22 protein-coding genes are annotated in these 24,927 nt (G+C 59.2%); 13 read left to right on the plus strand and 9 right to left on the minus strand.

What is annotated here, in order from left to right; all coding sequences use genetic code 11:
- Positions 1-99 precede the first annotated feature (99 nt).
- Both O8B93_RS26335 and O8B93_RS26340 read right to left on the minus strand, forming a co-directional pair.
- A complete protein-coding gene (locus O8B93_RS26335; protein ID WP_080808875.1) occupies positions 100-327 on the minus strand; it encodes a hypothetical protein in 228 nt (75 codons plus the stop codon).
- 15 nt (positions 328-342) lie between these two features.
- Positions 343-606, minus strand: coding sequence for a hypothetical protein (locus tag O8B93_RS26340; RefSeq protein WP_269712855.1), 264 nt, complete (start codon positions 604-606; stop codon positions 343-345).
- A 137-nt stretch (positions 607-743) separates the two neighbouring features.
- Between O8B93_RS26340 and O8B93_RS26345 the strand changes: the two genes are divergently transcribed.
- The 3 genes from O8B93_RS26345 to O8B93_RS26355 all read left to right on the plus strand — a co-directional run bounded on the left by O8B93_RS26345 (position 744) and on the right by O8B93_RS26355 (position 3,427).
- Positions 744-1,463, plus strand: coding sequence for a hypothetical protein (locus tag O8B93_RS26345; RefSeq protein WP_269712856.1), 720 nt, complete (start codon positions 744-746; stop codon positions 1,461-1,463).
- A gap of 138 nt (positions 1,464-1,601) precedes the next feature.
- The gene (locus O8B93_RS26350; protein WP_269712857.1) at positions 1,602-3,083 is read left to right on the plus strand and encodes a D-alanyl-D-alanine carboxypeptidase; all 1,482 of its coding nucleotides are present in this window, start codon (positions 1,602-1,604) and stop codon (positions 3,081-3,083) included.
- Between the two features lie 83 nt (positions 3,084-3,166).
- On the plus strand, positions 3,167-3,427 hold the full coding sequence (locus O8B93_RS26355; RefSeq protein ID WP_269712858.1) for a hypothetical protein: 261 nt from the start codon (positions 3,167-3,169) through the stop codon (positions 3,425-3,427).
- Between the two features lie 96 nt (positions 3,428-3,523).
- Here O8B93_RS26355 and gyrA read toward each other — a convergent pair whose 3' ends face one another.
- Positions 3,524-6,316 carry a DNA gyrase subunit A gene (gene gyrA, locus O8B93_RS26360; RefSeq protein ID WP_269712859.1) on the minus strand — a complete coding sequence of 931 codons (2,793 nt, stop codon included), beginning with the start codon at positions 6,314-6,316 and terminating at the stop codon, positions 3,524-3,526.
- 217 nt (positions 6,317-6,533) lie between these two features.
- Between gyrA and O8B93_RS26365 the strand changes: the two genes are divergently transcribed.
- Both O8B93_RS26365 and O8B93_RS26370 read left to right on the plus strand, forming a co-directional pair.
- Complete coding sequence (locus O8B93_RS26365; RefSeq protein ID WP_006316239.1) at positions 6,534-7,163, plus strand: MarC family protein; 630 nt, start codon at positions 6,534-6,536, stop codon at positions 7,161-7,163.
- A gap of 132 nt (positions 7,164-7,295) precedes the next feature.
- Positions 7,296-8,444 (plus strand): CBS domain-containing protein, encoded by a 1,149-nt coding sequence (locus O8B93_RS26370; protein WP_269712860.1) that lies wholly within the window; start codon positions 7,296-7,298, stop codon positions 8,442-8,444.
- A gap of 68 nt (positions 8,445-8,512) precedes the next feature.
- Here O8B93_RS26370 and O8B93_RS26375 read toward each other — a convergent pair whose 3' ends face one another.
- Positions 8,513-9,094 (minus strand): single-stranded DNA-binding protein, encoded by a 582-nt coding sequence (locus O8B93_RS26375; protein WP_269712861.1) that lies wholly within the window; start codon positions 9,092-9,094, stop codon positions 8,513-8,515.
- A 264-nt stretch (positions 9,095-9,358) separates the two neighbouring features.
- On the opposite strand from O8B93_RS26375, the gene uvrA reads away from it, so the two are divergent.
- Positions 9,359-12,280, plus strand: a complete 2,922-nt coding sequence (gene uvrA, locus O8B93_RS26380; protein WP_269712862.1) for an excinuclease ABC subunit UvrA — start codon at positions 9,359-9,361, stop codon at positions 12,278-12,280.
- Positions 12,281-12,333: 53 nt separating this feature from the next.
- Positions 12,334-13,134: a DUF72 domain-containing protein gene (locus tag O8B93_RS26385; RefSeq protein WP_269712863.1), complete on the plus strand. Its 801-nt coding sequence runs from the start codon at positions 12,334-12,336 to the stop codon at positions 13,132-13,134.
- A 6-nt stretch (positions 13,135-13,140) separates the two neighbouring features.
- On the opposite strand, the gene dusA is transcribed toward O8B93_RS26385, so the two are convergent.
- Positions 13,141-14,151, minus strand: coding sequence for a tRNA dihydrouridine(20/20a) synthase DusA (gene dusA, locus O8B93_RS26390; RefSeq protein WP_269712864.1), 1,011 nt, complete (start codon positions 14,149-14,151; stop codon positions 13,141-13,143).
- 137 nt (positions 14,152-14,288) lie between these two features.
- Here dusA and O8B93_RS26395 point away from each other — a divergent pair, with 137 nt between their 5' ends.
- Positions 14,289-14,978, plus strand: coding sequence for a fumarylacetoacetate hydrolase family protein (locus O8B93_RS26395; RefSeq protein ID WP_269712865.1), 690 nt, complete (start codon positions 14,289-14,291; stop codon positions 14,976-14,978).
- A 31-nt stretch (positions 14,979-15,009) separates the two neighbouring features.
- Positions 15,010-15,540: a gamma carbonic anhydrase family protein gene (locus O8B93_RS26400; RefSeq protein ID WP_269712866.1), complete on the plus strand. Its 531-nt coding sequence runs from the start codon at positions 15,010-15,012 to the stop codon at positions 15,538-15,540.
- 43 nt (positions 15,541-15,583) lie between these two features.
- Here the strand turns inward: O8B93_RS26400 and zur are convergent, their stop codons facing one another.
- Genes zur through znuC form a run of 3 tightly spaced genes read right to left on the minus strand, consistent with a single transcriptional unit; the run spans position 15,584 to position 17,731 of the window.
- Positions 15,584-15,997, minus strand: coding sequence for a zinc uptake transcriptional repressor Zur (zur, locus tag O8B93_RS26405; RefSeq protein WP_080825086.1), 414 nt, complete (start codon positions 15,995-15,997; stop codon positions 15,584-15,586).
- Complete coding sequence (znuB, locus tag O8B93_RS26410; RefSeq protein WP_269712867.1) at positions 15,994-16,812, minus strand: zinc ABC transporter permease subunit ZnuB; 819 nt, start codon at positions 16,810-16,812, stop codon at positions 15,994-15,996. Before znuB ends, zur begins: the two co-directional genes overlap by 4 nt.
- The gene (znuC, locus tag O8B93_RS26415) at positions 16,805-17,731 is read right to left on the minus strand and encodes a zinc ABC transporter ATP-binding protein ZnuC (protein ID WP_269712868.1); all 927 of its coding nucleotides are present in this window, start codon (positions 17,729-17,731) and stop codon (positions 16,805-16,807) included. Before znuC ends, znuB begins: the two co-directional genes overlap by 8 nt.
- 104 nt (positions 17,732-17,835) lie before the next feature.
- On the opposite strand from znuC, the gene znuA reads away from it, so the two are divergent.
- The gene (gene znuA, locus O8B93_RS26420; RefSeq protein ID WP_269712869.1) at positions 17,836-18,825 is read left to right on the plus strand and encodes a zinc ABC transporter substrate-binding protein ZnuA; all 990 of its coding nucleotides are present in this window, start codon (positions 17,836-17,838) and stop codon (positions 18,823-18,825) included.
- Positions 18,826-18,948: 123 nt separating this feature from the next.
- On the opposite strand, the gene O8B93_RS26425 is transcribed toward znuA, so the two are convergent.
- Positions 18,949-20,001: a LacI family transcriptional regulator gene (locus tag O8B93_RS26425; RefSeq protein ID WP_269712870.1), complete on the minus strand. Its 1,053-nt coding sequence runs from the start codon at positions 19,999-20,001 to the stop codon at positions 18,949-18,951.
- 490 nt (positions 20,002-20,491) lie between these two features.
- On the opposite strand from O8B93_RS26425, the gene O8B93_RS26430 reads away from it, so the two are divergent.
- The 3 genes from O8B93_RS26430 (at position 20,492) to O8B93_RS26440 (ending at position 24,642) form a co-directional block, all read left to right on the plus strand.
- Positions 20,492-22,990: a beta-mannosidase gene (locus tag O8B93_RS26430; RefSeq protein WP_269712871.1), complete on the plus strand. Its 2,499-nt coding sequence runs from the start codon at positions 20,492-20,494 to the stop codon at positions 22,988-22,990.
- Between the two features lie 102 nt (positions 22,991-23,092).
- A complete protein-coding gene (mgrA, locus tag O8B93_RS26435) occupies positions 23,093-24,124 on the plus strand; it encodes an L-glyceraldehyde 3-phosphate reductase (protein ID WP_269712872.1) in 1,032 nt (343 codons plus the stop codon).
- A gap of 191 nt (positions 24,125-24,315) precedes the next feature.
- The gene (locus O8B93_RS26440; RefSeq protein ID WP_003525025.1) at positions 24,316-24,642 is read left to right on the plus strand and encodes an RcnB family protein; all 327 of its coding nucleotides are present in this window, start codon (positions 24,316-24,318) and stop codon (positions 24,640-24,642) included.
- Positions 24,643-24,927 lie beyond the last annotated feature (285 nt).

Here is a 24,927-nt window from a genome sequence, read left to right on the forward strand (position 1 = left end):
ATCAACCTTGCCCCGCCTGTTTGCGGGGCTTTTTTCTTTCATGGACACGCAAGATGAAATCCCGCCAAAAGGCCTGGGCCTCTCTCTAGCGCCCTCACCTCAAACGCCGATGCCGGGTCCGCCATTGCCGTGCCGGCCATCGCCCCGGAGAATATCCTCAAACAGGTTGAGCAGCGCCGGCGGCAGGGTGTCGGAGAATTCCGCAATGATCTCGCTGGCGCGATTATAGGAATAGATGGCCGAGAGCGTCAGCACCAGAAGCACGATCCAGGGCCAGATCGGCTTGCGCCTTTGCGGGCCTCCGCTCTGCTGTTGCGGTAAAGTCATACTACCACCTTCCGTTCACACCTTCACGCGCGGTTCGCCTCCAGGCGCATAGGCAGTTTTCTGCTGGAAGCGGAATATATTGCCGCATTGGGCGCAGCGGATCATGAAATCCGTCGGGTCACCCGAGGCGCGTTCCGTGCGAAATCCCCGCGGCATGTCATCAATGCGAAAATCCACGTCCCGGCGGCTCTTGTCATCCGATTCCGATGCTTCGGCAAAACCCTGATGACCACATTTGGAACATTCGAGCTTTCGGGAATATCTGTCGCGCGCTGCCATCTGCCGTCCTTTGTTTGGTTGGTATCAGGTAGCAGCGGCAAAACGTCATTTCAATGCCGGCCGCCGCAGGTTAAAGCTTTGCATGGCTATTTTCCGCCTGGAAAATCATCCGGCGGCCGGAACGAATATGGAAGCCCATGGACGACCAAAGACCCCTGCTTTCATCGTTTCTCGTGCGCCGCGCAGCCATCATTGCCGGAATTCTTCTCATCCTTCTCGCCGGCCTCAATGTCGGGATCAAATGGTATGGCGAGCGGATTCTCAAGGCGGGACATGTGACCGATACCGATGAGGTGGAGATCACCATCGGCAATGATCGGCTGAAACTCGCCAGGAACACGCTGCGAACGCCCTCCGAGCGACTGGGTGGCGAAAGCGAACGGGTCGACCTTTATCTCACCTGGCCTGACCTCAAAGGATATGAGGAGGCGAATCGCGCGATCTTCGACGATCCGGCCCAGGCGGCGGGGCTGATCTTCGTCCAGCTCTCGCAAAGCACCATGTCGGAAGATATGTCCGGCCGTTTCGGGCCGATCTATTCACGGCTGACCGAAGGAGAGCCGGTGCCGCTGAAACACGGCCTCCTGCTGCATCGCCTGCGCGCCGATTCCGGCTATGGCAAGGAAGTCATCGTGACCGGCGAGCGTGAAAACGACAATACCTTTGTGGCGCGCTGCCTCCTGCCGCAGACCCCGCAGGAATCAACGGGCAGCGATTGCCAGAGGGACATCCACATCGGCCAGGATCTCAGCCTGTTCTACCGCTTCTCCGCCAGCCTGCTGCCGCAATGGCAAAAGCTCGATGCGGATGTGAAAACCTATGTTGCTCAACGCCTCGTAAAAGACGGAAAGCCGTGACACGCCACGGCACGGATTACGCACGAAAAGTCGCATTTTATGGAAGGCGGATACCTTTCATAAACCACTTGGTAACGCCATCCCGATAAAGTTTCTTCCCGGAGCATCGGGCGGGGCGTGTCCGAGCGGAACAGAAATATGCGATTGAAGAGTTCAGCAGTGTTGAAAAGTCTATCTGGAGCACATTCGCGCAAAGCGGGTGCAACGTCTTTCGTAAGGTTTATTGCGTTAACCCTTGCTGCGGCGTTCATAACCGCAACATCCGTTCAGACCGCAAAGGCCGACCCGAAATATGCGGGTATCGTCATCGACGCAAAGTCCGGCAAGGTCCTTTATGGTGAGGATCCTGACGGCCTGCGTTATCCGGCGTCGCTGACGAAGATGATGACGCTTTATCTGACATTCGAGGCGCTCAACAGCGGACGTATTTCGCTTGATTCCAGGGTGACCGTTTCGGCCAATGCCGCCAAGGAGCCGCCTTCCAAGCTCGGCGTGCGCGCCGGCGGCAGCGTTACCGTGGAACAGGCTATCCTTGCCCTCGTTACCCGTTCCGCAAACGATATGGCGACCGCGCTCGGCGAACATCTCGGCGGCTCGGAAGACCGTTTTGCCAGAATGATGACGGCAAAGGCCCGCGCACTCGGCATGACCCGCACGACCTATCGCAACGCCAACGGCCTGCCCAACACGGCGCAGATGACGACGGCACGAGACCAGGCCCGTCTCGGCATCGCGCTTCGTCAGCATTTCCCGCAATATTACGGCTATTTCAACACCCGAACCTTCAATTTCGGCAAGCAGGTGATCGGCAATCACAATCGCCTCGTTGGAACCGTGAAGGGCGTGGATGGCATCAAGACCGGTTACACCCGCGCAGCCGGCAGCAATCTCGCGACGTCAGCTCAGCTTGATGGCCGCTCTATCGTCGCTGTCGTTCTTGGCGGGCGCTCCAGTGCTGCCCGTGATGCCACCATGCGCAAGCTCGTTGCAACCTATCTGCCGCAGGCATCGCGCGGCGGCAACAGCAACCTGATCGCACAAACGCGTTCGGCCCCGGTCGAAGAACCCGTTACCGTGGCGGCAGCCGTTCCTTCTCCTTCCGTGGCCGTCGCAGCAACCGATTCCGGCCTGCCCAACGCTGGACCGGTGCCGCAGGCCCGTTACGAAGAAGCACCCGTCACAGCCTTTGCAGGTTCTTCTTCCAATGCCGCCGTCAAGGCCATGGAAGCCGCCACCTGGCAGAAGGGCAAGGATCCGATCGTTCGCGCACCGGTCGCTCCCGATCGTAATCTGATCACCAACTCGACCAAGGTGGACAATATCGTTACGGCATCGACGCCAGCTTCCGTCTCCGCCAGGGCAGAGGCACCGCAGGGTGGCTGGGTCATCCAGATCGGCGCATCGCCGGATGAAAACTCCGCCCGTGGCCTGCTGCAGAACGCGCAGGAAAAAGGCGGCGCGGCACTGCGCTCCGCAAAACCCTTCACGGTCGCGTTCAGCAAGGACGGTTCCCAGATCTACCGCGCCCGTTTCGGCGGCTTTGATGGCCAGAACGCTGCGGTAAATGCATGCAACGCATTGAAAAAGAAAGGCGTCAGCTGCTGGGCGTCACTCCAGTAACGGATGTTTCCGCAGGCGGTGCTTCATTGTCGAAACATCGCCTGTCTCCTCGAATTGTGTAATGAGTAGCGAGGCTTTCCAAGATGGCAGTCAACGAGAATTATTCGGACATTGCGTCTGGCAACGGGCATGGCAGTCAGTCGGTTCTGCATCCCATTCACGAGGCGGCAATGCGTATCGCCGATCTCGGTCTCAATCGTTCCAAGGCGAAGACGCGTGATCTCGTCAGCCTGCTTCTGTCGCACGGCGCCCGCGCATGGCGCGCCAACCAGCCGGAGGCCAGCATCCACCTTCATGTGGCCCGCCGCTCCGGGCGCGCGCCGATCCATATCCGAATTCGCTAGCGAACCGAACCAGCGAGATAAGACCCAAAGAAAAACCCCGCGGTGCCTGAGCGCTGCGGGGTTTTCCGTTGATTGACGAAAGAGAAACGAGGCGGCTTACGCCTCGCTCTCCGGTGTCTCAGGCGTATCCGGCAGATTGTCTTCCGCCTCGTCGCCATTGCCGTTTTCCGCTTCTTCGTCGCCTTCCGGCTCGTTGATGCGTTCCACGGAAACCACCTTCTCATCCTTGGCGGTAGAGAAGATCGTCACGCCCTTGGTGGCACGGCTGGCGATGCGGATGCCGTTGACCGGCACACGAATGAGCTGACCGCCATCGGAAACCAGCATGATCTGGTCGCCCTCTTCCACCGGAAAGGCAGCGACGAGTTCGCCGATTTCGTTGGTTTTCGAGGTGTCGGTGGCGCGGATGCCCTTGCCGCCACGACCCGAGGTGCGGAAGTCGTAAGAAGACGAACGCTTGCCGTAGCCCTTTACGGAAACCGTCAGCACGAACTCTTCGCGTGCCTTCAGTTCCTGGTAACGCTCTTCACCAAGTTCACCTTCTTCCGTCACCTCTTCGCCGACGAGCGCGATATCCTCTTCATCGACGCCAGCGGCGCGCCGCTCGGCTGCCGAACGCTTGAGGTAAGCTGCACGCTCCCATGGTTCAGCGTCCACATGGCCGACAATGGTCATGGAGATGATGCGGTCGCCTTCAGCCATGTTGATGCCACGCACGCCGACGGAGTTACGTCCGGCAAAGACGCGCACATCGTCCACGGGGAAGCGGATGCACTGGCCGAGCGCGGTCGTCAGCAACACATCGTCACGATCGGTACAGGTTTCGACGGAGAGGATTTCATCGCCGTCCTCGTCGAGCTTCATGGCAATCTTGCCATTGCGGTTGACCTGTACGAAATCGCCGAGCTTGTTGCGGCGAACGGTACCGCGCGTCGTCGAGAACATCACGTCAAGCGTTTCCCAGGTCGTTTCGTCCTCGGGCAACGGCATGATGGTGGTGATGCGCTCGCCGGGCTCCAGCGGCAGCATGTTGATGAGGGCCTTGCCCTTGGATTGCGGCGTACCGATCGGCAGGCGCCAGACCTTTTCCTTGTAGACGATACCGCGCGAGGAGAAAAACAGGACAGGCGTATGGGTATTGGCAACGAAGAGACGGTTGACGAAATCCTCGTCGCGCGTCGCCATGCCGGAACGGCCCTTGCCGCCGCGACGCTGCGCCCGGTAGGTGGTCAGCGGCACACGCTTGATGTAACCGAGATGCGAAACGGTGACGACCATATCCTCACGGGCGATGAGGTCTTCATCGTCCATATCGGGGCCGCCTTCAACGATCTGCGACCGGCGCGGCGTGCCGAACTCGTCGCGGATCGAAACAAGCTCATCCTTGACGATCTGCTGGATGCGCAGGCGCGATGACAGGATGTCGAGATACTCGCTGATCTCGGCGCCGATCTTGTTCAGCTCGTCGCCGATTTCATCGCGGCCAAGCGCGGTCAGGCGGGCAAGGCGCAATTCAAGAATGGCGCGTGCCTGCTCTTCGGAAAGATTGTAGGTGCCGTCTTCGTTGATGCGATGGCGCGGATCGTCGATCAGACGGATCAGGCTTTCCACATCCTGCGCCGGCCAGCGCCGCGTCATCAACTCTTCGCGGGCCGAAGCCGGATCGGGAGCATGACGGATGACGCGGATGACCTCGTCAATATTGGCGACCGAAATCGCCAGACCGACCAACACATGCGCGCGATCGCGCGCCTTGCGCAGCAGATACTTGGTGCGGCGGCTGACGACATCCTCACGGAAGGAAACGAAGGCACGCAGCATGTCCAGCAGCGTCATCTGTTCCGGCTTGCCGCCGTTCAGCGCCACCATGTTGCAGCCGAAGGAGGTCTGCAGCGGCGTGTAGCGATAAAGCTGGTTCAGGATGACTTCGGCATTGGCGTCGCGCTTCAGTTCGATGACGACGCGGTAACCCTGACGGTCGGACTCGTCGCGCAGGTCGGAAATGCCCTCGATGCGCTTTTCCTTGACCAGTTCGGCCATCTTCTCGATCATCGTCGCCTTGTTCACCTGATAGGGGACTTCGGTGATGATGATCTGCTCGCGGTCGCCGCGCATCGGCTCAATGGTTGCGACACCACGCATGATGACCGATCCACGGCCGGTCTCATAGGCCGAGCGGATGCCCGAACGGCCCATGATCAGCGCGCCGGTCGGGAAATCCGGTCCGGGAATGATCTGCATCATGTCAGGCAGCTCAATCGCCGGATTTTCAATCAGCGCGATACAGCCGTCAATGACCTCGGACAGATTGTGCGGCGGAATATTGGTGGCCATGCCCACCGCGATGCCGCCTGCCCCGTTGACCAGAAGGTTCGGGAACTTCGCGGGAACGACGACCGGCTCCTGCAGCGTGCCGTCATAGTTGTCGCGGAAATCGACCGTTTCCTTGTCGAGATCGTCGAGCAGCGAATGCGCGGCCTTTTCCAGGCGGCACTCGGTGTAACGTTCAGCCGCCGGCGGATCGCCGTCGATGGAGCCGAAATTGCCCTGCCCGTCGATCAGCGGCAGGCGCAGCGACCAGTCCTGCGCCATACGCGCCAGAGCGTCATAGATCGCCATGTTGCCGTGCGGATGGAATTTACCCATTACGTCACCGGTGACGCGGGCGCATTTGACGTATTTCTTGTTCCAGTCGATACCAAGTTCGGACATGCCGTAGAGGATACGGCGATGAACCGGCTTCAGGCCGTCTCGCACATCGGGAAGCGCGCGGGACACGATGACGCTCATGGCGTAATCGAGATACGACCGCTGCATTTCCTCCATGATGGAAATCGGTTCAATGCCTGGCGGAAGTTTTCCGCCGCCGGGGGGGCTCTGGTCAGTCAAAACGGATCACATTCTCTGTTAAGAATCGGATGGATTTTTATAGCGGAAACAGCAACGTTAAGCCAATTTCCCGGCGAGTTTTGAACAGGCTTTTGCGTCATTTGCAAGACGAACGGCGCTTTTCACGATTTAGCCCGGCAAAAGCGCTACCGCTCCCTTTCAATGTTCCGGCGAGTTGCGTAGGCTCCGCCATAAAAACAGATGAGACGGGGAAAGAATGGCCAGCAGCGAAACGCTCATCAACGCGCTCACCACACTCCTGGTCACGCTCGATCCGCCCGGTCTCGCCCCCGTTTTTCTGGCGCTCACCGTCGGCATGACGCGCGACCAGCGCAGCCAGGTGGCACTGCGCGGTTCCATCATCGCCTTTGGCATTCTCGCCGTCTTCGCGCTCTTCGGCCTTGCCATTCTCAACCTTCTCGGCATTTCGCTCGGTGCCTTCCGCATCGCCGGCGGCCTTTTGCTGTTCTGGATCTCCTTCGAGATGATTTTCGAGAAACGCCAGGAGCGCAAGGAAAAGACCTCGGAAATCGCCATTACCAAGGATCACCTGCACAATCTGGCGGTCTTTCCGCTGGCCCTGCCGCTGATCGCCGGTCCGGGCGCCATTTCCGCCACCGTGCTGCTGGCCGGCTCGATGAAAACCACCGTCGAGATGGTGGTGCTCATCCTCATCCTCGCTTTCGCCATGGCCCTCGTCTACGCCGCGCTGATCGTCTCGGAACGCATGGACCGTTTTCTCGGCAACACCGGCCGCGCGATCCTTACCCGGCTGCTCGGCGTGCTGCTGGCAGCACTTTCGGTGCAATTCGTGGTCGATGGCATAAAATCGGCCTTCGATTTCTGATCTCAGGCCTGATCGTATGTCTGCGCAACAAAATCCCGCATCGGCCTATAACTCAGGAAATTCCATCCTTTAAATCCGGCCGCCATTTCGGCTAAAAGACCCACATATTTTCCGGATTCGAAAGTTCTCCTCATGCGTTCCATGCTGCGCCGCCTGATCCCGGATGCCGCACCCGTCAGCAACAGGGAAAGGCTGCGTTCCGCAACCGGCGCCTTTGTCGGCATTCTGCTGACCGGTCTTCTCGGCAGTATGGCTCTGCGTTTCGATCCCACCCTGCCCGCCATGATTGCACCGATGGGCGCTTCGGCCGTGCTTTTATTCGCTGTGCCCTCCAGTCCGTTAGCGCAACCCTGGTCGATCCTGTGCGGCAATCTCGTATCGGCTTTCGTGGGTGTAACCGTGGCGCTGCTGGTGCCGGATCCATTCCTCGCCAGCGCACTCGCCATCAGCCTTGCCATTGCCGCGATGATGGCGCTGCGCTGCCTGCATCCGCCAAGCGGTGCCGTCGCGCTGACGGCCGTTCTCGGCGGTCCCGCGGTGCACAGCCTCGGTTATGGCTTTCTGCTCTGGCCGGTCGCCGGAAACTCGCTGATCCTTCTCGCTCTGGCGCTCGTCTATAACAATGCCACCGGCCGCGCTTATCCCCATGGCCTGAAGCTTGGAAAGGCCGCCCACGGCACGACCGATCCCACCCCCATCCAGAAGATCGGCTTTTCCTCCACCGACCTCGACGAGGTGCTGAAAGAATATGACGAGGTCCTCGATATCGACCGGGACGAGCTCGAGACCATCCTGCGCAAGACCGAACTGCGTTCTTATCGCCGCCGCGCGCTGCATCTTGATTGCGCCAGTGTCATGTCGCGGGATGTGGTCGGCGTCGCCCCTGACGACAGCCTGCGCCATGCCCATGCGCTGATGCACAGCCACCATTTCAAGGCGCTGCCCGTCACCGACGATAAGGCCGAGATCGTCGGCATCGTCACCCAGACGGATTTTCTGGAAAAGGCAAGCTGGAGAAACGGCCGCCCCTCCATCGGCTTCCTGCAGCGGCTGCGCCTCATTCTTTCAGGCGCAAGCGCCCCCAACGATACCGTCAAGGACATCATGACCTCACCGGTGAAAACCGTAAGGCCGGAGACTTCAATCGAGGAAGCCATCATCCGCTTTGCTGAGGAAGGGCTGCATTACCTGCCGGTCATCGACGCCAAGGGAAAGATGGTGGGCATCGTCTCGCAATCCGATGTCATGGTTGCGATGCTGGCGGACAAGGTGGCGTCCTGAGCAGCTGAAACATTAAAGGCGGGCAGCAGCCACGCTACGCCCGCCTTCCATCATTTGCGATCTCCCGCTTAGAACGGAATATCGTCGTCCATATCGTTGGAGAAGCCGCCGGAAGGCTGGCCACCGCCACGGGAGGAGCCGCCGCGCGGTGAGGACTGCTGGTCGTAACCGCCGCCGTAACCGGAGCCGCTGCCGCTGCCATAATCATTGCCGCCGCCGAAATCACCGCCGCCGCTACGGCCGCCGCCGCCCTCGCCGCGACCGTCAAGCATCGTCAGCGTGGAGTTGAAGCCCTGCAACACGATTTCGGTGGAGTAGCGGTCGTTGCCGGTCTGGTCCTGCCATTTGCGCGTCTGCAGCTGGCCTTCGATATAGAGCTTGGCGCCCTTCTTGACATATTGCTCGACGACCTTGCACAGGCCTTCGTTGAAAACCACGACGGTGTGCCATTCGGTCTTTTCCTTGCGCTCGCCGCTGTTGCGGTCACGCCAGGTTTCCGAGGTGGCGATACGCAGGTTGGCGATGGGGCGGCCATCCTGCGTCCGGCGGATTTCGGGATCGGCGCCGACATTCCCGATCAGAATTACCTTGTTTACGCTACCAGCCATCTCGTCATCCTGTCCGCCAGCCTTCATGACCGGCAATTGCATTTCAAAAAATTCGCCACACAATAACCACCGCCGCCCGCAAAGGGCACCGCGGCCAGGGAACTATCCACAAAGAATAATCTTAAGCTGTGGGAGCAGACATTCGCGCTTGCAATTCGTTCCTTTTTTGTTCTATTAAATCGCAGATTTCGAGTCAAGCATTCCGAAAAGCTGCGACCGATAGGAAATAGACCTCGACACCTCCGGCTGCGTCACTACATAAGGACGCGCTGCCATCAAGTGTATTATTTTTGTCCGAGCCTTGTCATGAGTGAACTGAAGACGATTTCCATCCGTGGCGCCCGCGAGCACAATCTCAAGGGCATCGATCTGGATCTACCGCGCAACAAGCTGATCGTCATGACCGGGCTTTCCGGCTCGGGCAAGTCGTCGCTTGCCTTCGACACGATCTATGCCGAGGGACAGCGACGTTATGTCGAAAGCCTTTCGGCCTATGCGCGCCAGTTCCTGGAAATGATGCAGAAGCCGGATGTGGACCGGATCGAGGGTCTGTCGCCGGCGATTTCCATTGAGCAGAAGACCACCTCGAAGAACCCGCGATCCACGGTGGGCACCGTCACGGAAATCTACGACTACATGCGCCTTCTGTTTGCGCGTGTCGGCGTCCCCTATTCGCCAGCCACCGGTCTGCCGATCGAGAGCCAGACCATCAGCCAGATGGTCGATCGCATCCTCGCCTTCGAGGAAGGTACGCGTCTTTATATTCTCGCGCCGATCGTGCGGGGCCGCAAAGGTGAGTATAAGAAGGAACTGGCCGAGCTGATGAAGAAGGGCTTCCAGCGCGTCAAGGTGGATGGCCAGTTCTACGAGATCGCCGACGTTCCTGCCCTCGACAAGAAATACAAACACGATATCGACGTGGTGGTCGACCGTGCGGTGGTGCGCCCGGATATGGCCGCGCGCCTCGCCGACAGTCTCGAGACCTGCCTCAAGCTCGCCGATGGGCTGGCAATCGCCGAATTCGCCGACAAGCCTCTGCCGCCCGAAGAGACCGCCGCCGGTGGCTCGGCCAACAAGTCTCTCAACGAGACCCATGAACGTGTGCTGTTTTCGGAAAAATTCGCCTGCCCCGTTTCCGGCTTCACCATCCCGGAAATCGAACCGCGGCTATTCTCCTTCAACAACCCCTTCGGCGCCTGCCCGAGCTGCGATGGCCTCGGCTCGCAGCAGAAGGTGGATGAAAACCTGATCGTTCCGGAACCGGCCCGCACGCTGCGCGACGGCGCCATCGCCCCTTGGGCGAAGTCGTCTTCTCCCTATTACAACCAGACGCTGGAAGCGCTTGGCAAGGCCTTCGGTTTCAAACTATCGAGCAAATGGACGGAGCTTTCGAAGGAGGCGCAGCACGCCATTCTTCAGGGCACCGATGACAAGATCGAGTTCAACTATCAGGACGGCGCCCGCTCCTACAAGACGGTGAAAAACTTCGAAGGCATCGTGCCCAATCTGGAGCGTCGCTGGAAAGAGACCGACAGCGCCTGGGCGCGCGAGGAAATCGAGCGTTATATGTCGGCAGCCCCCTGCCCGGCCTGCGCCGGTTATCGCCTGAAGCCGGAAGCGCTGGCCGTCAAGATCAACAAGCTGCATATCGGCGAAGTCACCCAGATGTCGATCCGCAAGGCACGCGACTGGTTCGAGGTACTGCCGGAAAGTCTCAATGCCAAGCAGAATGAAATCGCTGTCCGCATCCTCAAGGAAATCCGCGAACGCCTGCGATTCCTCAACGATGTCGGACTGGATTATCTCAGCCTGTCGCGCAATTCCGGCACGCTGTCCGGCGGTGAAAGCCAGCGCATCCGTCTGGCCTCACAGATCGGCTCGGGTCTGACAGGCGTTCTCTACGTTCTGGATGAGCCTTCGATCGGCCTGCATCAGCGTGACAATGCCCGCCTGCTCGAGACGCTGAAACATCTGCGCGATATCGGCAATACTGTCATCGTTGTCGAACATGACGAGGACGCCATTCTGACGGCGGATTATGTGGTCGATATCGGCCCGGCCGCCGGTATTCACGGTGGTCAGGTGATTGCGGAAGGCACACCGCAGGACGTGATGGCCAATCCGAAATCACTGACCGGCAAATACCTCTCCGGCGAACTCGGCGTTGCCGTGCCGGCTGAACGCCGCAAGCCGAAAAAGGGTCGCGAGATCAAGGTTTTTGGCGCCCGCGGGAACAATCTCCAGAATGTCACGGCGGCCGTGCCGCTCGGCGTTTTCACCGCGGTAACAGGCGTATCCGGCGGCGGCAAGTCCACCTTCCTGATCGAGACGCTCTACAAATCGGCGGCGCGCCGGGTGATGGGCGCGCGCGAAATTCCGGCCGAACATGATCGCATCGACGGTTTCGAATTCATCGACAAGGTGATCGATATCGACCAGTCGCCGATCGGCCGCACGCCGCGCTCCAACCCCGCCACCTATACCGGCGCCTTTACGCCGATCCGCGACTGGTTCGCCGGCCTGCCGGAGGCCAAGGCGCGCGGTTATGCACCGGGCCGTTTCTCCTTCAACGTCAAGGGCGGCCGCTGCGAGGCCTGCCAGGGCGACGGCGTCATCAAGATCGAAATGCACTTCCTGCCTGACGTCTATGTCACCTGCGATGTCTGCCACGGCAAGCGCTACAATCGCGAGACGCTGGATGTCACCTTCAAAGGGAAATCCATCGCTGACGTGCTGGATATGACGGTCGAGGAAGGCGTAGAGTTCTTCGCCGCCGTGCCGGCGGTGCGCGACAAGCTGCAATCGCTGTTCGATGTCGGCCTTGGTTACATCAAGGTCGGACAGCAGGCCAATACGCTTTCCGGCGGCGAGGCGCAGCGCGTCAAGCTTGCCAAGGAACTGTCAAAACGCTCGACAGGCCGCACGCTCTATATCCTCGACGAGCCGACGACGGGCCTGCATTTCCATGACGTCAACAAGCTCCTGGAAATGCTGCATGCGCTGGTGGAACAGGGTAATTCCGTTGTGGTGATCGAACATAATCTCGAAGTCATCAAGACGGCCGACTGGATAATCGATATCGGCCCCGAAGGCGGTACAGGCGGCGGCGAAGTGGTCGCAACCGGCACGCCGGAGGATATCGTCAAGGTGGAACGTTCTTATACCGGCCACTTCCTGAAGGAACTGCTCGACCGCCGGCCAGCCGGGAAACGCGAGGCTGCGGAGTAATCCGCAGCTTTGGCAAAGGTTCAAGAGGCCGAGAGCCTGAGGAGAAACTGCATATGTCGACATCAGGCACAATCCGCACCGGTATCGGCGGCTGGACTTTTGAGCCTTGGGAAGGCACGTTTTATCCGGAAAAGCTGACGAAGAAGCGCCAGCTCGAACATGCCAGCCGGCAATTGACGGCAATTGAGGTGAACGGCACCTATTACAGCAGCCAGAAGCCGGAAACCTTCGCCAAATGGGCCGCCGAAGTGCCCGAGGATTTCATCTTCTCGCTAAAGGCGAGCCGCTTCGTCACCAATCGCAGGGTTCTGGCCGAGGCCGGTGAATCCATGACGAAGTTTCTCACGCAGGGGCTGACGGAACTCGGATCCCATCTCGGCCCGATCCTCTGGCAGTTTGCGCCCACGAAGAAATTCGATGCGGATGATTTCGGTGCGTTTCTGGCGCTGCTGCCGGAAAAACAGGACGGCATTTCCCTGAGGCATGTGGTTGAGGTGCGCAACGAGACATTCCAGGTGCCGGAATTCATCGATCTCCTCGCCAAACACAAGGTCGCCGTCGTCTGCGCCGATCATCACGATTATCCGATGCTGCCGGATGTCACCGCCGATTTCGTCTATTGCCGCCTGCAGAAGGGCGAGGACGATATCAAGACCTGTTATCCGCAGACCGGGATCAGCGACTGGGCCAAACGGGTCAAGACCTATGCGGCGGGCGGCGTGCCCGGCGATCTGCCGCTGATCGCGCCCGAGCGGAAGGTCGAAAAGACACCGCGCGATGTCTTCGCCTTCTTCATCACCGGCGGCAAGGTCAATGCGCCCGTGGGTGCGCAGGAACTGCAAAAAGCGGTCTGAGGTCTCTCAGCCGGCCAGTTCTTTCATCGGGTTGAAATCGATGGCGGCAAAAGCTGCCTCGATCACCTCCGGCCCTGCTCCCGGCCGGGTGGCATCGCTGGAGAGGATCTGCCGGAAACGGCGCGCGCCCGGCATGCCCTGAAACAGGCCGACCATGTGGCGGGTAACGTGATTGAGACGTCCACCTGTGGCAATATAATCGGCAGCGTAATCCATCATCGTGTCCCGCAAAGCCATCCAGTCATATTGGAGGGTTTCCTCGCCATGGATGCGATGATCGACATCGGCAAGGATCGAGGTGTTGTGATAGGCGGCCCGGCCGAGCATTACGCCGTCCATGTATTTCAGGTGTTCACCCGCCTGATCGAGATCGGCGATACCACCATTAATGCCAATGAAGACGGCAGGATTTTCCCGCTTCATGCGATAGACGAGATCATAATCAAGCGGCGGAACCTCGCGGTTTTCCTTCGGCGAAAGCCCCTGCAACCAAGCTTTGCGCGCATGGACCCAGACCGCATCCGCACCGGCGACCACGACCCGCGCCAGAAAATCCGGCAACACGGTTTCCGGCTCCTGATCATCCACCCCGATGCGGCATTTGACAGTCACCGGCACAGCCGCAACCGCTTTCATCGCAGAAACACATTCCGCTACCACTTCGGGCTCGCGCATCAGGCAGGCGCCGAAGGTGCCGGATTGCACCCGGTCCGAAGGGCAGCCGACATTGAGGTTGATCTCGTCATAACCGTAATCACCGGCAATCCGCACCGCCTCTGCAAGCTTGGCCGGATTCGATCCGCCAAGCTGCAGCGCAACAGGATGTTCCTGCGGGTGGTAACCGAGTAACTTATCACGCGGGCCATGGATGATGGCGTCGGCGACGATCATCTCGGTGAACAGCAAAGCGCGCTTCGACAATTGCCGGTGCAGAAATCTGCACCTCGTGTCGGTCCAATCGATCATCGGGGCCACGGCGAAGATTTTTTCGCCGCCAGCAAGCGCTTGTCTGTACATGGATAAACCTCTTTGCGCCGGCTTCTACAACAAAGGGCCGCAAAAAGCCAGTTTTGCAGGCAAGGTCATTTTGAACTGGAAATCGCCCCGGAATCGCGGGACAAGACTTGCAGCTCAAGAGACGACAGGAAATCCCCATGGCCGCCACCGTCATCCCCGCTCCGAAACCCGTTCTGCTGCCCGTCGAGGGCACGGACGACCTTTTCCCCGTGCGGCGGGTCTATTGCGTCGGCCGCAATTATGCCGATCACGCCATCGAAATGGGCCACGACCCCTCGCGTGAGCCGCCCTTTTATTTCCAGAAGAACGCGGACAATCTTCTGCCCGCTGGCAATGATTTCCCCTACCCGCCGCTGTCCTCTAACGTGCATTACGAAGTCGAGTGCGTCGTGGTGCTAAAGAGTGGCGGCGCGGATATTCCGGCGTCAGAGGCACTGAGCCATGTCTGGGGTTATGCCGTGGGCATCGACATGACCCGCCGCGACCTGCAGGACGGGTTGAAGAAAATGGGTCGCTCCTGGGAAGGTGCCAAGGCGTTTGAACATTCCGCACCGGTTTCGGCCATCGTTCCCGCCGATAAGATCGGCCATCCCGCAACCGGCGCGATCTGGCTCGATGTCAACGGCGAACGCAAGCAGACCGGCGATCTCGCTCAGATGATCTGGAAGGTGCCGGAAGTGATTGCCGAGCTTTCCAAACTGTTCAGCCTTGCCGCCGGCGATGTGATCATGACCGGTACGCCAGCCGGCGTCGGCCCGATCATGCGCGGTGACAGGATAGAGTGTGGTGTCGACGGTGTCGGCACGCTCTCGGTCAAAATCGCCTGATCGGCAGGAAACGCAAAGGGAGGATACCGCCATGCCGCTTTACCGCCTCGCCGACCGGATACCGCAAACCCCTGCCCCGGATCGTTACTGGGTTGCGCCCGATGCCAATGTCATCGGTTCGGTCACACTTGGCGAAGATGTCGGCATCTGGTTTGGTGCCACGCTGCGCGGCGATAACGAGCCGATCAGCATTGGCCGCGGCACCAATATTCAGGAAGGCGTGATGGTGCACAGCGATCCCGGTTTTGCCGCAACCATCGGCGAAATGTGCACCATCGGTCATCACGCCATCGTCCACGGCTGCAGCATCGGCGACAATTCGCTCATCGGCATGGGCGCAACGATTTTGAACGGCGCGAAGATCGGCCGCAACTGCCTCGTCGGCGCCAATGCGCTGGTGACGGAGGGCAAGGAGTTTCCGGATAATTCGCTGATTGTCGGCTCGCCGGCGCGGGCTATCCGCACGCTGGATGAAGACACCGTGGCCGGGATTCGCCGCTCGGCAGAAAAATACATCGAAAACTGGAAGCATTTTTCGAAAGATCTGGCGATGATCGAATAATGATGGTTGGCGGGTAACGACGCCCGCCCCCTCACAATTGGCGTTATGCCGCGCAGGCCGCGCAGAGACCGCGGATTTCAATGGTGGTCTTTTCCGCCTTGAACTTGCTGTCCTTAACCCAGCGCTCCAGACGATGATCGATCTCGTGGTCGTGGAACTCCGTCACCTGCCCGCAGGATTCGCAGATGGCAAAAGCCACGGTTCCATGGTGTTGCGAGCAGCATTCCGCCTGGGTATGCGTGCAGGCAACGAAGGCGTTGAGGCTTTCCAGCCGGTGCACGAGACCGAATTCCACCAGCTTTTCCAACGCCCGGTACACCTGCAGCGGCGCGCGGAAACCATCATCGCGCAGCTTATCGAGGATCATATAAGCGCTGAGCGGCTGATGCGCATTCGAAAGGGCATTCATCACCAGCGACTGGTTCTTGGTGAGGTTCTGCTGGGTCTGCGCATTCATGGCTTGCCTCCTTCATCCGCGGAGCGGGAAAAACCCGGCGCCGGCAACAGGCTTATAACGAACAGGATCACCGCGGCAACCACGATGGATGGGCCGGACGGTGTATCATAGGTGAGCGAGCCGAACAGCCCGCCGATAACGGCAACCGCACCGATCAGCGAGGCCACGACTGCCATGACCTCCGGCGTACTGGAAAAACGCCGCGCGGTCGCGGCCGGTATGATGAGCAGCGAAGTGATGAGCATGATGCCGACCACCTTCATGGCAATGGCGATCACCAGTGCCATCAGCAGCGTGAAGATCAGCTTCGAGCGCTCCGGGTTCAGCCCCTCCGCTTCCGCCAGTTCGGTATTCACGGTGGAAGCGAGCAGCGACCGCCACAGGAAGACCATGGAAACGATGACCACCAGCCCACCGCCCCAGATCAGCGCGATATCGCTGCGGGTGACGGCAAGAATATCGCCGAACAGGAACGAGACGAGATCGATGCGCACCCAGCTCATGAAGGCGACGATGACAAGGCCGATCGCCAGCGCCGAATGGGACAGGATGCCAAGCAGCGCATCGGAGGAAAGCGCCTGCCGCCGTTGCAGGAAAATCAGAAGAATCGAAACGGCCGACGCCACCAGAAAGACGCTGACGATAAGGTTGAGCTGCAACAGCAAAGACAGCGCAACCCCGAGAAGCGCCGAATGGGCCATGGTATCACCGAAATAGGCCATACGCCGCCAGACGACGAAACAGCCAAGAGGACCGGCGGTGAGCGCGACGCCGATGCCGGCGACCATGGCGCGAACGAAGAAATCGTCAAACATGGCGCTCTCCCTGCCGCTGGTCGTGTGGCGCATGGTCCCCATGATCATGGTCGCAGCCGCATTCGCCATGGTCATCCTGATGGTGTCCATGGTCATGATGATGATCATGTCCGTGATGGTGCCCGTCTTCGGGGTGGCAATGGTCGGTCACCGTTCCATCCGCATGCTGCACCCGGCCATCCGGCAGATGGGTGTGATCGTGATGGTGGCTGTAGACGGCAAGCGCCTTGGCCGCCATGCCGCCGAAAAGCCGCATATATTCCGGGCTCTGGCTTACCGCCTGCGGCGTGCCGCGGCAGCAGACATGGCCGTTCAGGCAGATCACGATATCGGTCTCCGCCATCACAACATGCAGGTCATGCGAGATTAACAGAATTCCGCAATCATTTGAATTCCTGATATTTTTTATCAGATCATAGAGTGCGATCTCGCCGGAAAAATCAACACCCTGAACGGGCTCATCGAGAACCAGCAGATCGGGTTTGCGGGCAATGGCGCGAGCCAGAAGTGCCCGCTGGAACTCGCCGCCGGAAAGATGCTGCACCTCGGCGTTGGCCAGATGTGCGATGCCCGTCGCATTCAGCGCCGCGTCGATTTCCCGCGCAGGCAGCGGCCCGGTCAGCGTCATCAGCCGGCGCACGGAAAGCGGCATGGTCCAGTCCACCGAAAGCTTCTGCGGCACATAACCGACGCGCAGACCGGCCTTGCGCGAGACCTGGCCTTCGCTCGGCTTCACCAAGCCGATCGCCATTTTTGCGCTCGTGGATTTGCCTGAACCATTCGGGCCGATCAGCGTGACGATCTCGCCCCTGCTGACGGAAAACTCCACGCCGCGCACCAGCCAGCGGCCGTTGCGCTGCACGCCGGCATTGGCAAGGGAAACCAGTATTTCTTTGCCCTCAAGGGCTGAATGAAGCATGGGATCGTCCGTTCGGCGATGTTGCCTACCGCTATTGCATACGTTATAGAGTTACGCAATAAATGTAATAACATAACTATACTTGTTCAAGTGGAGTGCATTTCATGAAATCGATCCTGATCCCGCTCATGGCATCGGTGGCAATAGCAGCCGCCGCGTCGGGCGCCACCGCCGCGCCCGATGTCGTGGTCTCGATCAAGCCCGTCCATTCCCTCGTTGCAGCCATCATGAAAGGCGTGGGCGAACCGCAGCTTATAGTCGACGGCGCGGCTTCGCCGCATACCTATAATCTCCGGCCATCCAATGCACGCAAGCTCGAAAAGGCGGATGTGGTGTTCTGGGTCGGCCCCGGACTGGAAGCTTTCCTGCAAAAGCCGCTGGAGGCACTAGCCAGCAAGGCGACCGTGGTAGAACTGGAAGATGCCAAGGGTCTCGAAAAACTGCCCTTCCGCGAAGGCGGTCCATTTGAAGCGCATGACCATCGCGAAGAAGGCCATGAGACGCATGACGGCCACACCGAAGGCGAAGGTACGCATGATCACGGACACGACCATGCCGATGCTGATGACCACGAGCACGGCGCCTATGACACCCATCTCTGGCTGGACCCCGCCAATGCCAAGGCCATGGCCCAGACGATCGAAACGGCGCTGATTGCGGCCGATGCCGGCAATGCCGCGACCTATCAGGCCAACACCAAGAAACTGATCGACGATCTCGATGCGCTCGACGCCGAAGTCGCGGAGACGGTGAAGCCGGTAAAGGACAAGCCCTTCATCGTCTTCCACGACGCCTATCAATATTTCGAGCATCGTTATGGCGTGAAAACCGCGGGATCGATCACCGTCAGCCCCGAAACCCTACCGGGCGCGGATCGCGTCAAACAGATGCAGGAGAAGGTTCGCCAGCTAGGCGCGACCTGCGTTTTCGCCGAACCGCAATTCGAGCCGAAACTGGTCTCCGTCATCACTGAAGGCACAAAAGCGAAATCGGCAACGCTCGATCCGGAAGCGGCGACACTGGAGCCCGGCCCCGATCTTTACTTCAAGTTGATGCGCGGCATTGCCGGTTCGCTCAAGGACTGCCTGTCCTGAAGGTTTAGACATGTGCGCTGAATTTCCGTCATTTCGACCTTGAGCCGGAATGGCGGAAATATGGGGGGCGAGCACACAGCTACACCGGCCAAGACCGCGCATTACTTGACCGAGGAGCTTGCCCTACGGCTTCGGCGCCATCGAAGACCAGACCGGCCCGCTGATGCTCTGCAGCGTTTCCGCAGCTTCACCGTTGATGCGGGCCAGCAACGCCTTGGCAAGCTCCCTGCCCGCCAGCTTGATGTCCTCGTTGACGGTGTGGATCTGCGGCTTGATCCAGTTCAGGAATTCGGCCGACTGTTTCGAAACGATATCGACATCTTCGCCAATCTTCACGCCTGCAGCTTCGAAACCCGCCACCAGCGCGATGGTGCTGCTGCCGCTGATCGAGACGATCCCGTCGGGCCGATCCGCCGACTGCATCAGTGTCCGGCCGAAATCCCGGATTTTCTCGAGCGGCGTCTCGATGGTGATGGCATCCAGCGGAAATTCGGTGAGTCCGAAATCTCTGATCCCGCGATTGAAACCCTTGCGGGCATGGTCGTGGAAGGAAAAGCGCGATGGCGGCACGATGACGGCGATCCTCTTGCGCCCGCATTGCGCCAGCCGCTCGACTGCCTCATAGGCGTAGGCCTCATTGTCGAAATCGTGAAAAGCATGTTCGATGCCCATATCCGAGCGCCCATGGGTGACGAAGGGCATATTGCGCTCGGTCATGAAACGCACGCGCGGATCGTTCGGCTCTATCTTCGAAATAATCACCCCATCCGCCGAGCCGGTCTCGAGAATGTAGCGGATCGGCACCATGGAGTCCTTGGCATGGATGTGGGGCGTGACGACAAGGTGATATTGCGTGGCGGAGAGAACCTCGGTGATACCGAACACCATCTGGCTGGTAAAGCCCATCAGTTCCTCGTCAACGCTCAGCACCAGCGCGATGACATTGGTCTTGCCGGTGCGAAGGCGCACGCCGGCGCGGTTCGGCTGGTAACCGATCTGCCGGGCGATCAACCGCACACGCTCCTTGGTCTCGGCGCCGATGTCAGGCGCATCCTTCAACGCGCGCGACACGGTGGTGATGCCAAGGCCCGTCATATAGGCGATGGTCTTCAGGGTCGGGCGCTCGCCCGTCGTCGCAGGCATATCGCCCCCGCCGGATTTACCAGTATCGTTCATGTCATTTCGCCACACTTTACCGAACGATAATCATAGATAGCTTTTGCTTCGTTGCAACGGCAAAGGTCTCCGGCAAACCGCGGGTCTTTTCCGCGTATCCGCCAATCCGGCTATAACGATATAGATCGAGAAAATATTCCCCGGCCGCAACCCTTTCTTCAGGGCCTTGAAATCGCGGATATTGACAGACAGAATTCCTAATTACTGAGATTAAAAAAACTAGTATAACTATTTAATATAAATATATAAAGTTAATGAAATGTCGCTCGACAAAGCTTCTCCATTCCACTCAATAAGCCCTCGACATTTTTCAGGCACCCAAAAGCCATTCAAAAGAATTACGGGAGGATTGTTTTACGGTAACGTTACCGGAGGGAGGAAAACGCAAAGCCGGATAAAAATGTCGCGGCCGCTTTGCGCCCATCCATCCCCCCAGATTCTGACACAAGCCTGCACCATAATGCCGGCCGTCTTCGTTGAATTCTTATTTATGCAGGGTCCGATCATGATTTCCTCCTCCACGCCCGAAACCGTTATCGATCTGGCTGGGCTCTGGCGCCTGGCCTCGGCGGAAGGAGACCATGCCACCGAGCTTTCCATTCCGGGCGATATTCACACCGCGCTCAAAAATGCCGCCATCATTCCTGATCCTTATCACGGCGCCAACGAGAAGGCCGTTCAATGGGTCGCGCAGCAGGACTGGATCATCGAGAGAACCTTCATCCTCGATGATGCAGAGGCGAGCTGGTTTCTCGATATCGATTATCTCGACACGGTCTCCATCGTTTTCGTCAACGACATCCCTGTCTTGAGCGCCGACAATTGCTTTCGCCGTTACCGGCCCGATATTTCCGGTGCCGTGCGGCCGGGTGAAAACACCATCCGCATCCACTTCCATTCCAACATCACGGCCGGCGCGGAGCGGCAGGCGCGGCAGCCCTTTTACATTCCTTATCACCCAGGCAATTCCCCGATCGCCAATGGCAACATGTTGCGCAAACCGCAATGCCATTTCGGCTGGGACTGGAACATCGCCATTGCACCGCTTGGCCTCTATGGCAAAATCCTGCTGAAGCGGCTCGATACCGCCCGCATCGAACATGTCGTCACCTCGCAGCACCATGTCGAAGGCGGCGTCGAGCTGCATGTGGCCATCACGCTCTTTGCCGAGGGACCGGCAAGCCTGCCGGTCTATCTGTCGCTGGGCGACGAAAGGCTGCGGCTCGATTGCGGCGTCGGCGCGGGCGAGACGGTGGTGCACCATGTCTTCTTCTTGGAAAATCCTGATCTCTGGTGGCCGGCCGGCAGTGGTGAGCAAACGCTCTACAAACTCACGGTGGAACTGCCTGACGAAACCGTCACCCGCCAGATCGGCTTCAGAACCATCGAACTTCTGACCGACAAGGATGAGGCCGGCAGCCGCTTCACCTTCCGCATCAATGGCCGGGAGATATTCTGCCGTGGCGCCAACTGGATTCCGGCAGATGCGCTTTATTCGCTGACCAGCCGGGAAAAGACCGAAGACCTCCTCTGCTCCGCGGTCGAGGCTAACATGAACATGATCCGCGTCTGGGGCGGCGGCTTTTATGAGGAAGACTGGTTCTACGATCTCTGCGACCGTCTCGGCCTTCTGGTCTGGCAGGATTTCATGTTCGCCTGCAATCTTTATCCCTGCAGCGAAGACTTTCTCGACAATGTCGAACATGAGGTCGATTACCAGGTGAAACGCCTGTCTTCTCACCCCTCCATCGCGCTCTGGTGCGGCGATAACGAGCTGGTGGGCGCGCTGACCTGGTTCGATGAATCCCGCAACAATCGCGACCGCTATCTCGTCGCCTATGATCGTCTGAACCGCACCATCGAAAGGGCTCTGAAAAAAGCCATCCCCGAGGCGCTCTGGTGGCCATCGAGCCCCGCCTCGGGTTATCTCGATTATGGCGACGCCTGGCACGCGGATGGCTCCGGCGACATGCATTACTGGTCCGTCTGGCACGAGAACAAGTCGTTCGACAATTACCGGTCGGTGAAACCGCGTTTCTGCTCTGAATTCGGTTTCCAGTCCTACACATCCATGCCCGTCATCCGCACCTATGCCGAAGACAAGGACATGAACATCGCCTCCCCGGTCATTGAGCTGCACCAGAAGAATGTCGGCGGCAATGAGCGGATCGCCGGCACCATGTTCCGTTATTTCCGCTTCCCCAGGGATTTCGAGAACTTCGTCTATCTGAGCCAGGTCCAGCAGGCGCTGGCCATCCGCACGGCGGTCGACTACTGGCGCTCGCTGAAACCCCATTGCATGGGCACACTTTATTGGCAGTTGAACGACACATGGCCGGTCGCCTCATGGTCGAGCCTCGATTATGGCGGCGGCTGGAAGGCGCTGCATTATGCCGCCCGACGGTTCTTCCAGCAGGTCACGGTCTCGGCCATTCCCTCCAAGGATGGGCGACAGGTGAGCTTTTCCATGGTCAACGACACGGCGGAAGATGTCGAGATCGACATGAACATCGTTGCGCTGACCATGGACGGCAACCGCGTGCCGCTGAAATCCGCCAACGGCACATGCGCGACGGATAAGGCCGCGACGCTGACAGAAATCGACATGGACAGCCTGCCGGATGGCGCCATCCTTGCATGGAGCTTCATTGCCTCGAACGGCATGACCGGCGAAGGCCATCATGTGCGCGACACCTACAAGGCGTTGGAGCTTCAGCCTGCCGGATTGGAGCTTTCCGTAGGGCCGCTGAAGAACGGCCAGTTTGAAATCGATGTCACCGCCGCCGGTCTCGCGCTCTTCGTCATGCTGGAGGCAGACCAGCCGGGACGGTATTCCGATAACCTCTTCGATCTCGCCGCCGGCGAAACCCGCCGCATTATCTTCACTCCGAAGACGGATGGCCCCCAGCCGCATTTCCGCATCTTCGATCTTCATACCTGCCAATCCTCGCCCAATCCCGGCATTGAAACAATGCAGAGAAAGGCATAACCATCACTCAAGAGAAGAGCGGGCGCCACGCGCCTGCCATCGCCTATTCAAAGGGTTGCCGGGTTCTCCGGCAACCAGTCATCAGCAAGTGGAGGAAGACCCATGGTTTGGCAACCGGCCGAAAACCGATACGCGTCCATGAAATACAATCATTGCGGCAAGACCGGCCTGAAGCTGCCGGCAATCTCGCTAGGGCTCTGGCACAATTTCGGCAACGACACGCCTCACCAGACGAAACAGACCATTTGCCGCCGCGCATTTGATCTCGGCATCACCCATTTCGATCTCGCCAACAATTACGGCCCGCCGCCCGGCAGCGCCGAAACCGCCTTCGGTGAAATCCTGAAGACGGATTTCGCCGGCTATCGCGACGAGATGATCATCTCATCCAAGGCCGGTTACAACATGTGGCCCGGTCCCTATGGTGAATGGGGCAGCCGCAAATATCTGATCTCATCCTGCGACCAGAGCCTGAAGCGCATGGGGCTGGATTACGTCGATATTTTCTACTCCCACCGTTTCGACCCCAACACGCCGCTTGAGGAAACCTGCGGCGCGCTGGACCAGATCGTACGCTCTGGCAAGGCGCTCTATGTCGGCATCTCGTCCTATAACTCGAAGCGCACCCGCGAGGCCACCGCTATCCTGAAGGACCTCGGCACGCCCTGCATCATCCACCAGCCGAGCTATTCGATGATCAACCGCTGGATCGAGGAAGACGGTCTCGTTGATACGCTGGAAGAGTTGGGCGTCGGCTCCATCGTCTTTTCGCCGCTGGCGCAGGGCATGCTGACGACGAAATATCTCGGCGGCGTGCCGGACGGCAGCCGGGCGTCGCAGAGCAAGTCGCTCAACCCGGCCTTCCTCAATGAGCGCAACGTCGAAAACATCCGCGCGCTGAACGGCATTGCCGAACGCCGCGGCCAGACGCTGGCGCAGATGGCGATCGCCTGGGTTCTGCGCGGCGGCCGCATCACCTCGGCGCTGATCGGCGCAAGCCGCGTCGAACAGGTCGAGGATTGCGTCAAGGCGCTCGACAATGCCGAGTTCTCCACCGAGGAGCTGGCGGAAATCGATCGTTACGCCAGGGATGCGGATATCAACCTCTGGGCAAAATCCGCCGAACGCACCTGATACAGAAAGGGTCGCCCGGTTCCGCCGGGCGGCCCGCACGCTCCGAAAGCTTGAGCTAAAAATCTCAAAATAAAAGATTAACTCCCGCTCCTAAGCATTAACAACCATTACATAAATGTAATTTTAAATTCAGTTTCCGTTCATTCGTTTATTCGTAAGTTCTCCTCATCGAAACACGAGAGGAAACTTCCATGAAAAAGTTCGTCACCATTCTTCTGGCAGCCACCGTTCTTGCAGCACCGATGGCTCAGGCCCAGAGCCGCCACGACGACCGCCATCGCGGCGTCACCGTCGAGCGTCAGGTCACCACCAAGAAGGTCATCGTCAAGAAGCACCGCTGGGATCGGGGCCAGCGCCTCTCGGCCCGTGAGCGTCGCAACATGGTGGATCGCCGTGACTACCGCCGTTACCACCTCGCAGAACCGCGCCGTGACCAGCGCTGGGTCCGCGTCGACAACCAGTTCCTCCTCATCAACGCCGTCAGCGGCCTGATCGTCGGCCTCGCCGCCGCCCGCTGAGTTGAAGCAGCAACCGAAATGAAAAAGGCCCGCTTGCGCGGGCCTTATACATTAAAGGCCGGACCATCGTTATGATGTTCCGGCCTTGTTTGTCTTGAAGGTGGTTGCAACACCGTCGAGACGATGAGCAGAGCGGTTGGTCCTTGCGGGCCTGAACTTTTCGTTCGAAAAAAAGCAAAACCCTCTGCGCATTACGAGGCTTCGTCGAACCGTTGAGAGAGCCGAGCGCTCGCGTATAAGGGAGACAAGACCTCATGACCTATACTAGCCATTTTGTCGGCATCG

Origin of the sequence: Martinezella rhizogenes, from assembly GCF_027460065.1 — a bacterium.
Lineage (GTDB): Bacteria > Pseudomonadota > Alphaproteobacteria > Rhizobiales > Rhizobiaceae > Agrobacterium > Agrobacterium rhizogenes_C.

What these genes read in the sequence shown, in the direction of transcription:
- O8B93_RS26335 (WP_080808875.1), bottom strand. Translation starts at nt 327, where the DNA reads ATGACTTTACCGCAACAGCAGAGCGGAGGCCCGCAAAGGCGCAAGCCG.
- O8B93_RS26340 (WP_269712855.1), bottom strand. Translation starts at nt 606, where the DNA reads ATGGCAGCGCGCGACAGATATTCCCGAAAGCTCGAATGTTCCAAATGT.
- O8B93_RS26345 (WP_269712856.1), top strand. Translation starts at nt 744, where the DNA reads ATGGACGACCAAAGACCCCTGCTTTCATCGTTTCTCGTGCGCCGCGCA.
- O8B93_RS26350 (WP_269712857.1), top strand. Translation starts at nt 1,602, where the DNA reads ATGCGATTGAAGAGTTCAGCAGTGTTGAAAAGTCTATCTGGAGCACAT.
- O8B93_RS26355 (WP_269712858.1), top strand. Translation starts at nt 3,167, where the DNA reads ATGGCAGTCAACGAGAATTATTCGGACATTGCGTCTGGCAACGGGCAT.
- O8B93_RS26365 (WP_006316239.1), top strand. Translation starts at nt 6,534, where the DNA reads ATGGCCAGCAGCGAAACGCTCATCAACGCGCTCACCACACTCCTGGTC.
- O8B93_RS26370 (WP_269712860.1), top strand. Translation starts at nt 7,296, where the DNA reads ATGCGTTCCATGCTGCGCCGCCTGATCCCGGATGCCGCACCCGTCAGC.
- O8B93_RS26375 (WP_269712861.1), bottom strand. Translation starts at nt 9,094, where the DNA reads ATGCAATTGCCGGTCATGAAGGCTGGCGGACAGGATGACGAGATGGCT.
- uvrA (WP_269712862.1), top strand. Translation starts at nt 9,359, where the DNA reads ATGAGTGAACTGAAGACGATTTCCATCCGTGGCGCCCGCGAGCACAAT.
- O8B93_RS26385 (WP_269712863.1), top strand. Translation starts at nt 12,334, where the DNA reads ATGTCGACATCAGGCACAATCCGCACCGGTATCGGCGGCTGGACTTTT.
- dusA (WP_269712864.1), bottom strand. Translation starts at nt 14,151, where the DNA reads ATGTACAGACAAGCGCTTGCTGGCGGCGAAAAAATCTTCGCCGTGGCC.
- O8B93_RS26395 (WP_269712865.1), top strand. Translation starts at nt 14,289, where the DNA reads ATGGCCGCCACCGTCATCCCCGCTCCGAAACCCGTTCTGCTGCCCGTC.
- O8B93_RS26400 (WP_269712866.1), top strand. Translation starts at nt 15,010, where the DNA reads ATGCCGCTTTACCGCCTCGCCGACCGGATACCGCAAACCCCTGCCCCG.
- zur (WP_080825086.1), bottom strand. Translation starts at nt 15,997, where the DNA reads ATGAATGCGCAGACCCAGCAGAACCTCACCAAGAACCAGTCGCTGGTG.
- znuB (WP_269712867.1), bottom strand. Translation starts at nt 16,812, where the DNA reads ATGTTTGACGATTTCTTCGTTCGCGCCATGGTCGCCGGCATCGGCGTC.
- znuC (WP_269712868.1), bottom strand. Translation starts at nt 17,731, where the DNA reads ATGCTTCATTCAGCCCTTGAGGGCAAAGAAATACTGGTTTCCCTTGCC.
- znuA (WP_269712869.1), top strand. Translation starts at nt 17,836, where the DNA reads ATGAAATCGATCCTGATCCCGCTCATGGCATCGGTGGCAATAGCAGCC.
- O8B93_RS26425 (WP_269712870.1), bottom strand. Translation starts at nt 20,001, where the DNA reads ATGAACGATACTGGTAAATCCGGCGGGGGCGATATGCCTGCGACGACG.
- O8B93_RS26430 (WP_269712871.1), top strand. Translation starts at nt 20,492, where the DNA reads ATGCAGGGTCCGATCATGATTTCCTCCTCCACGCCCGAAACCGTTATC.
- mgrA (WP_269712872.1), top strand. Translation starts at nt 23,093, where the DNA reads ATGGTTTGGCAACCGGCCGAAAACCGATACGCGTCCATGAAATACAAT.
- O8B93_RS26440 (WP_003525025.1), top strand. Translation starts at nt 24,316, where the DNA reads ATGAAAAAGTTCGTCACCATTCTTCTGGCAGCCACCGTTCTTGCAGCA.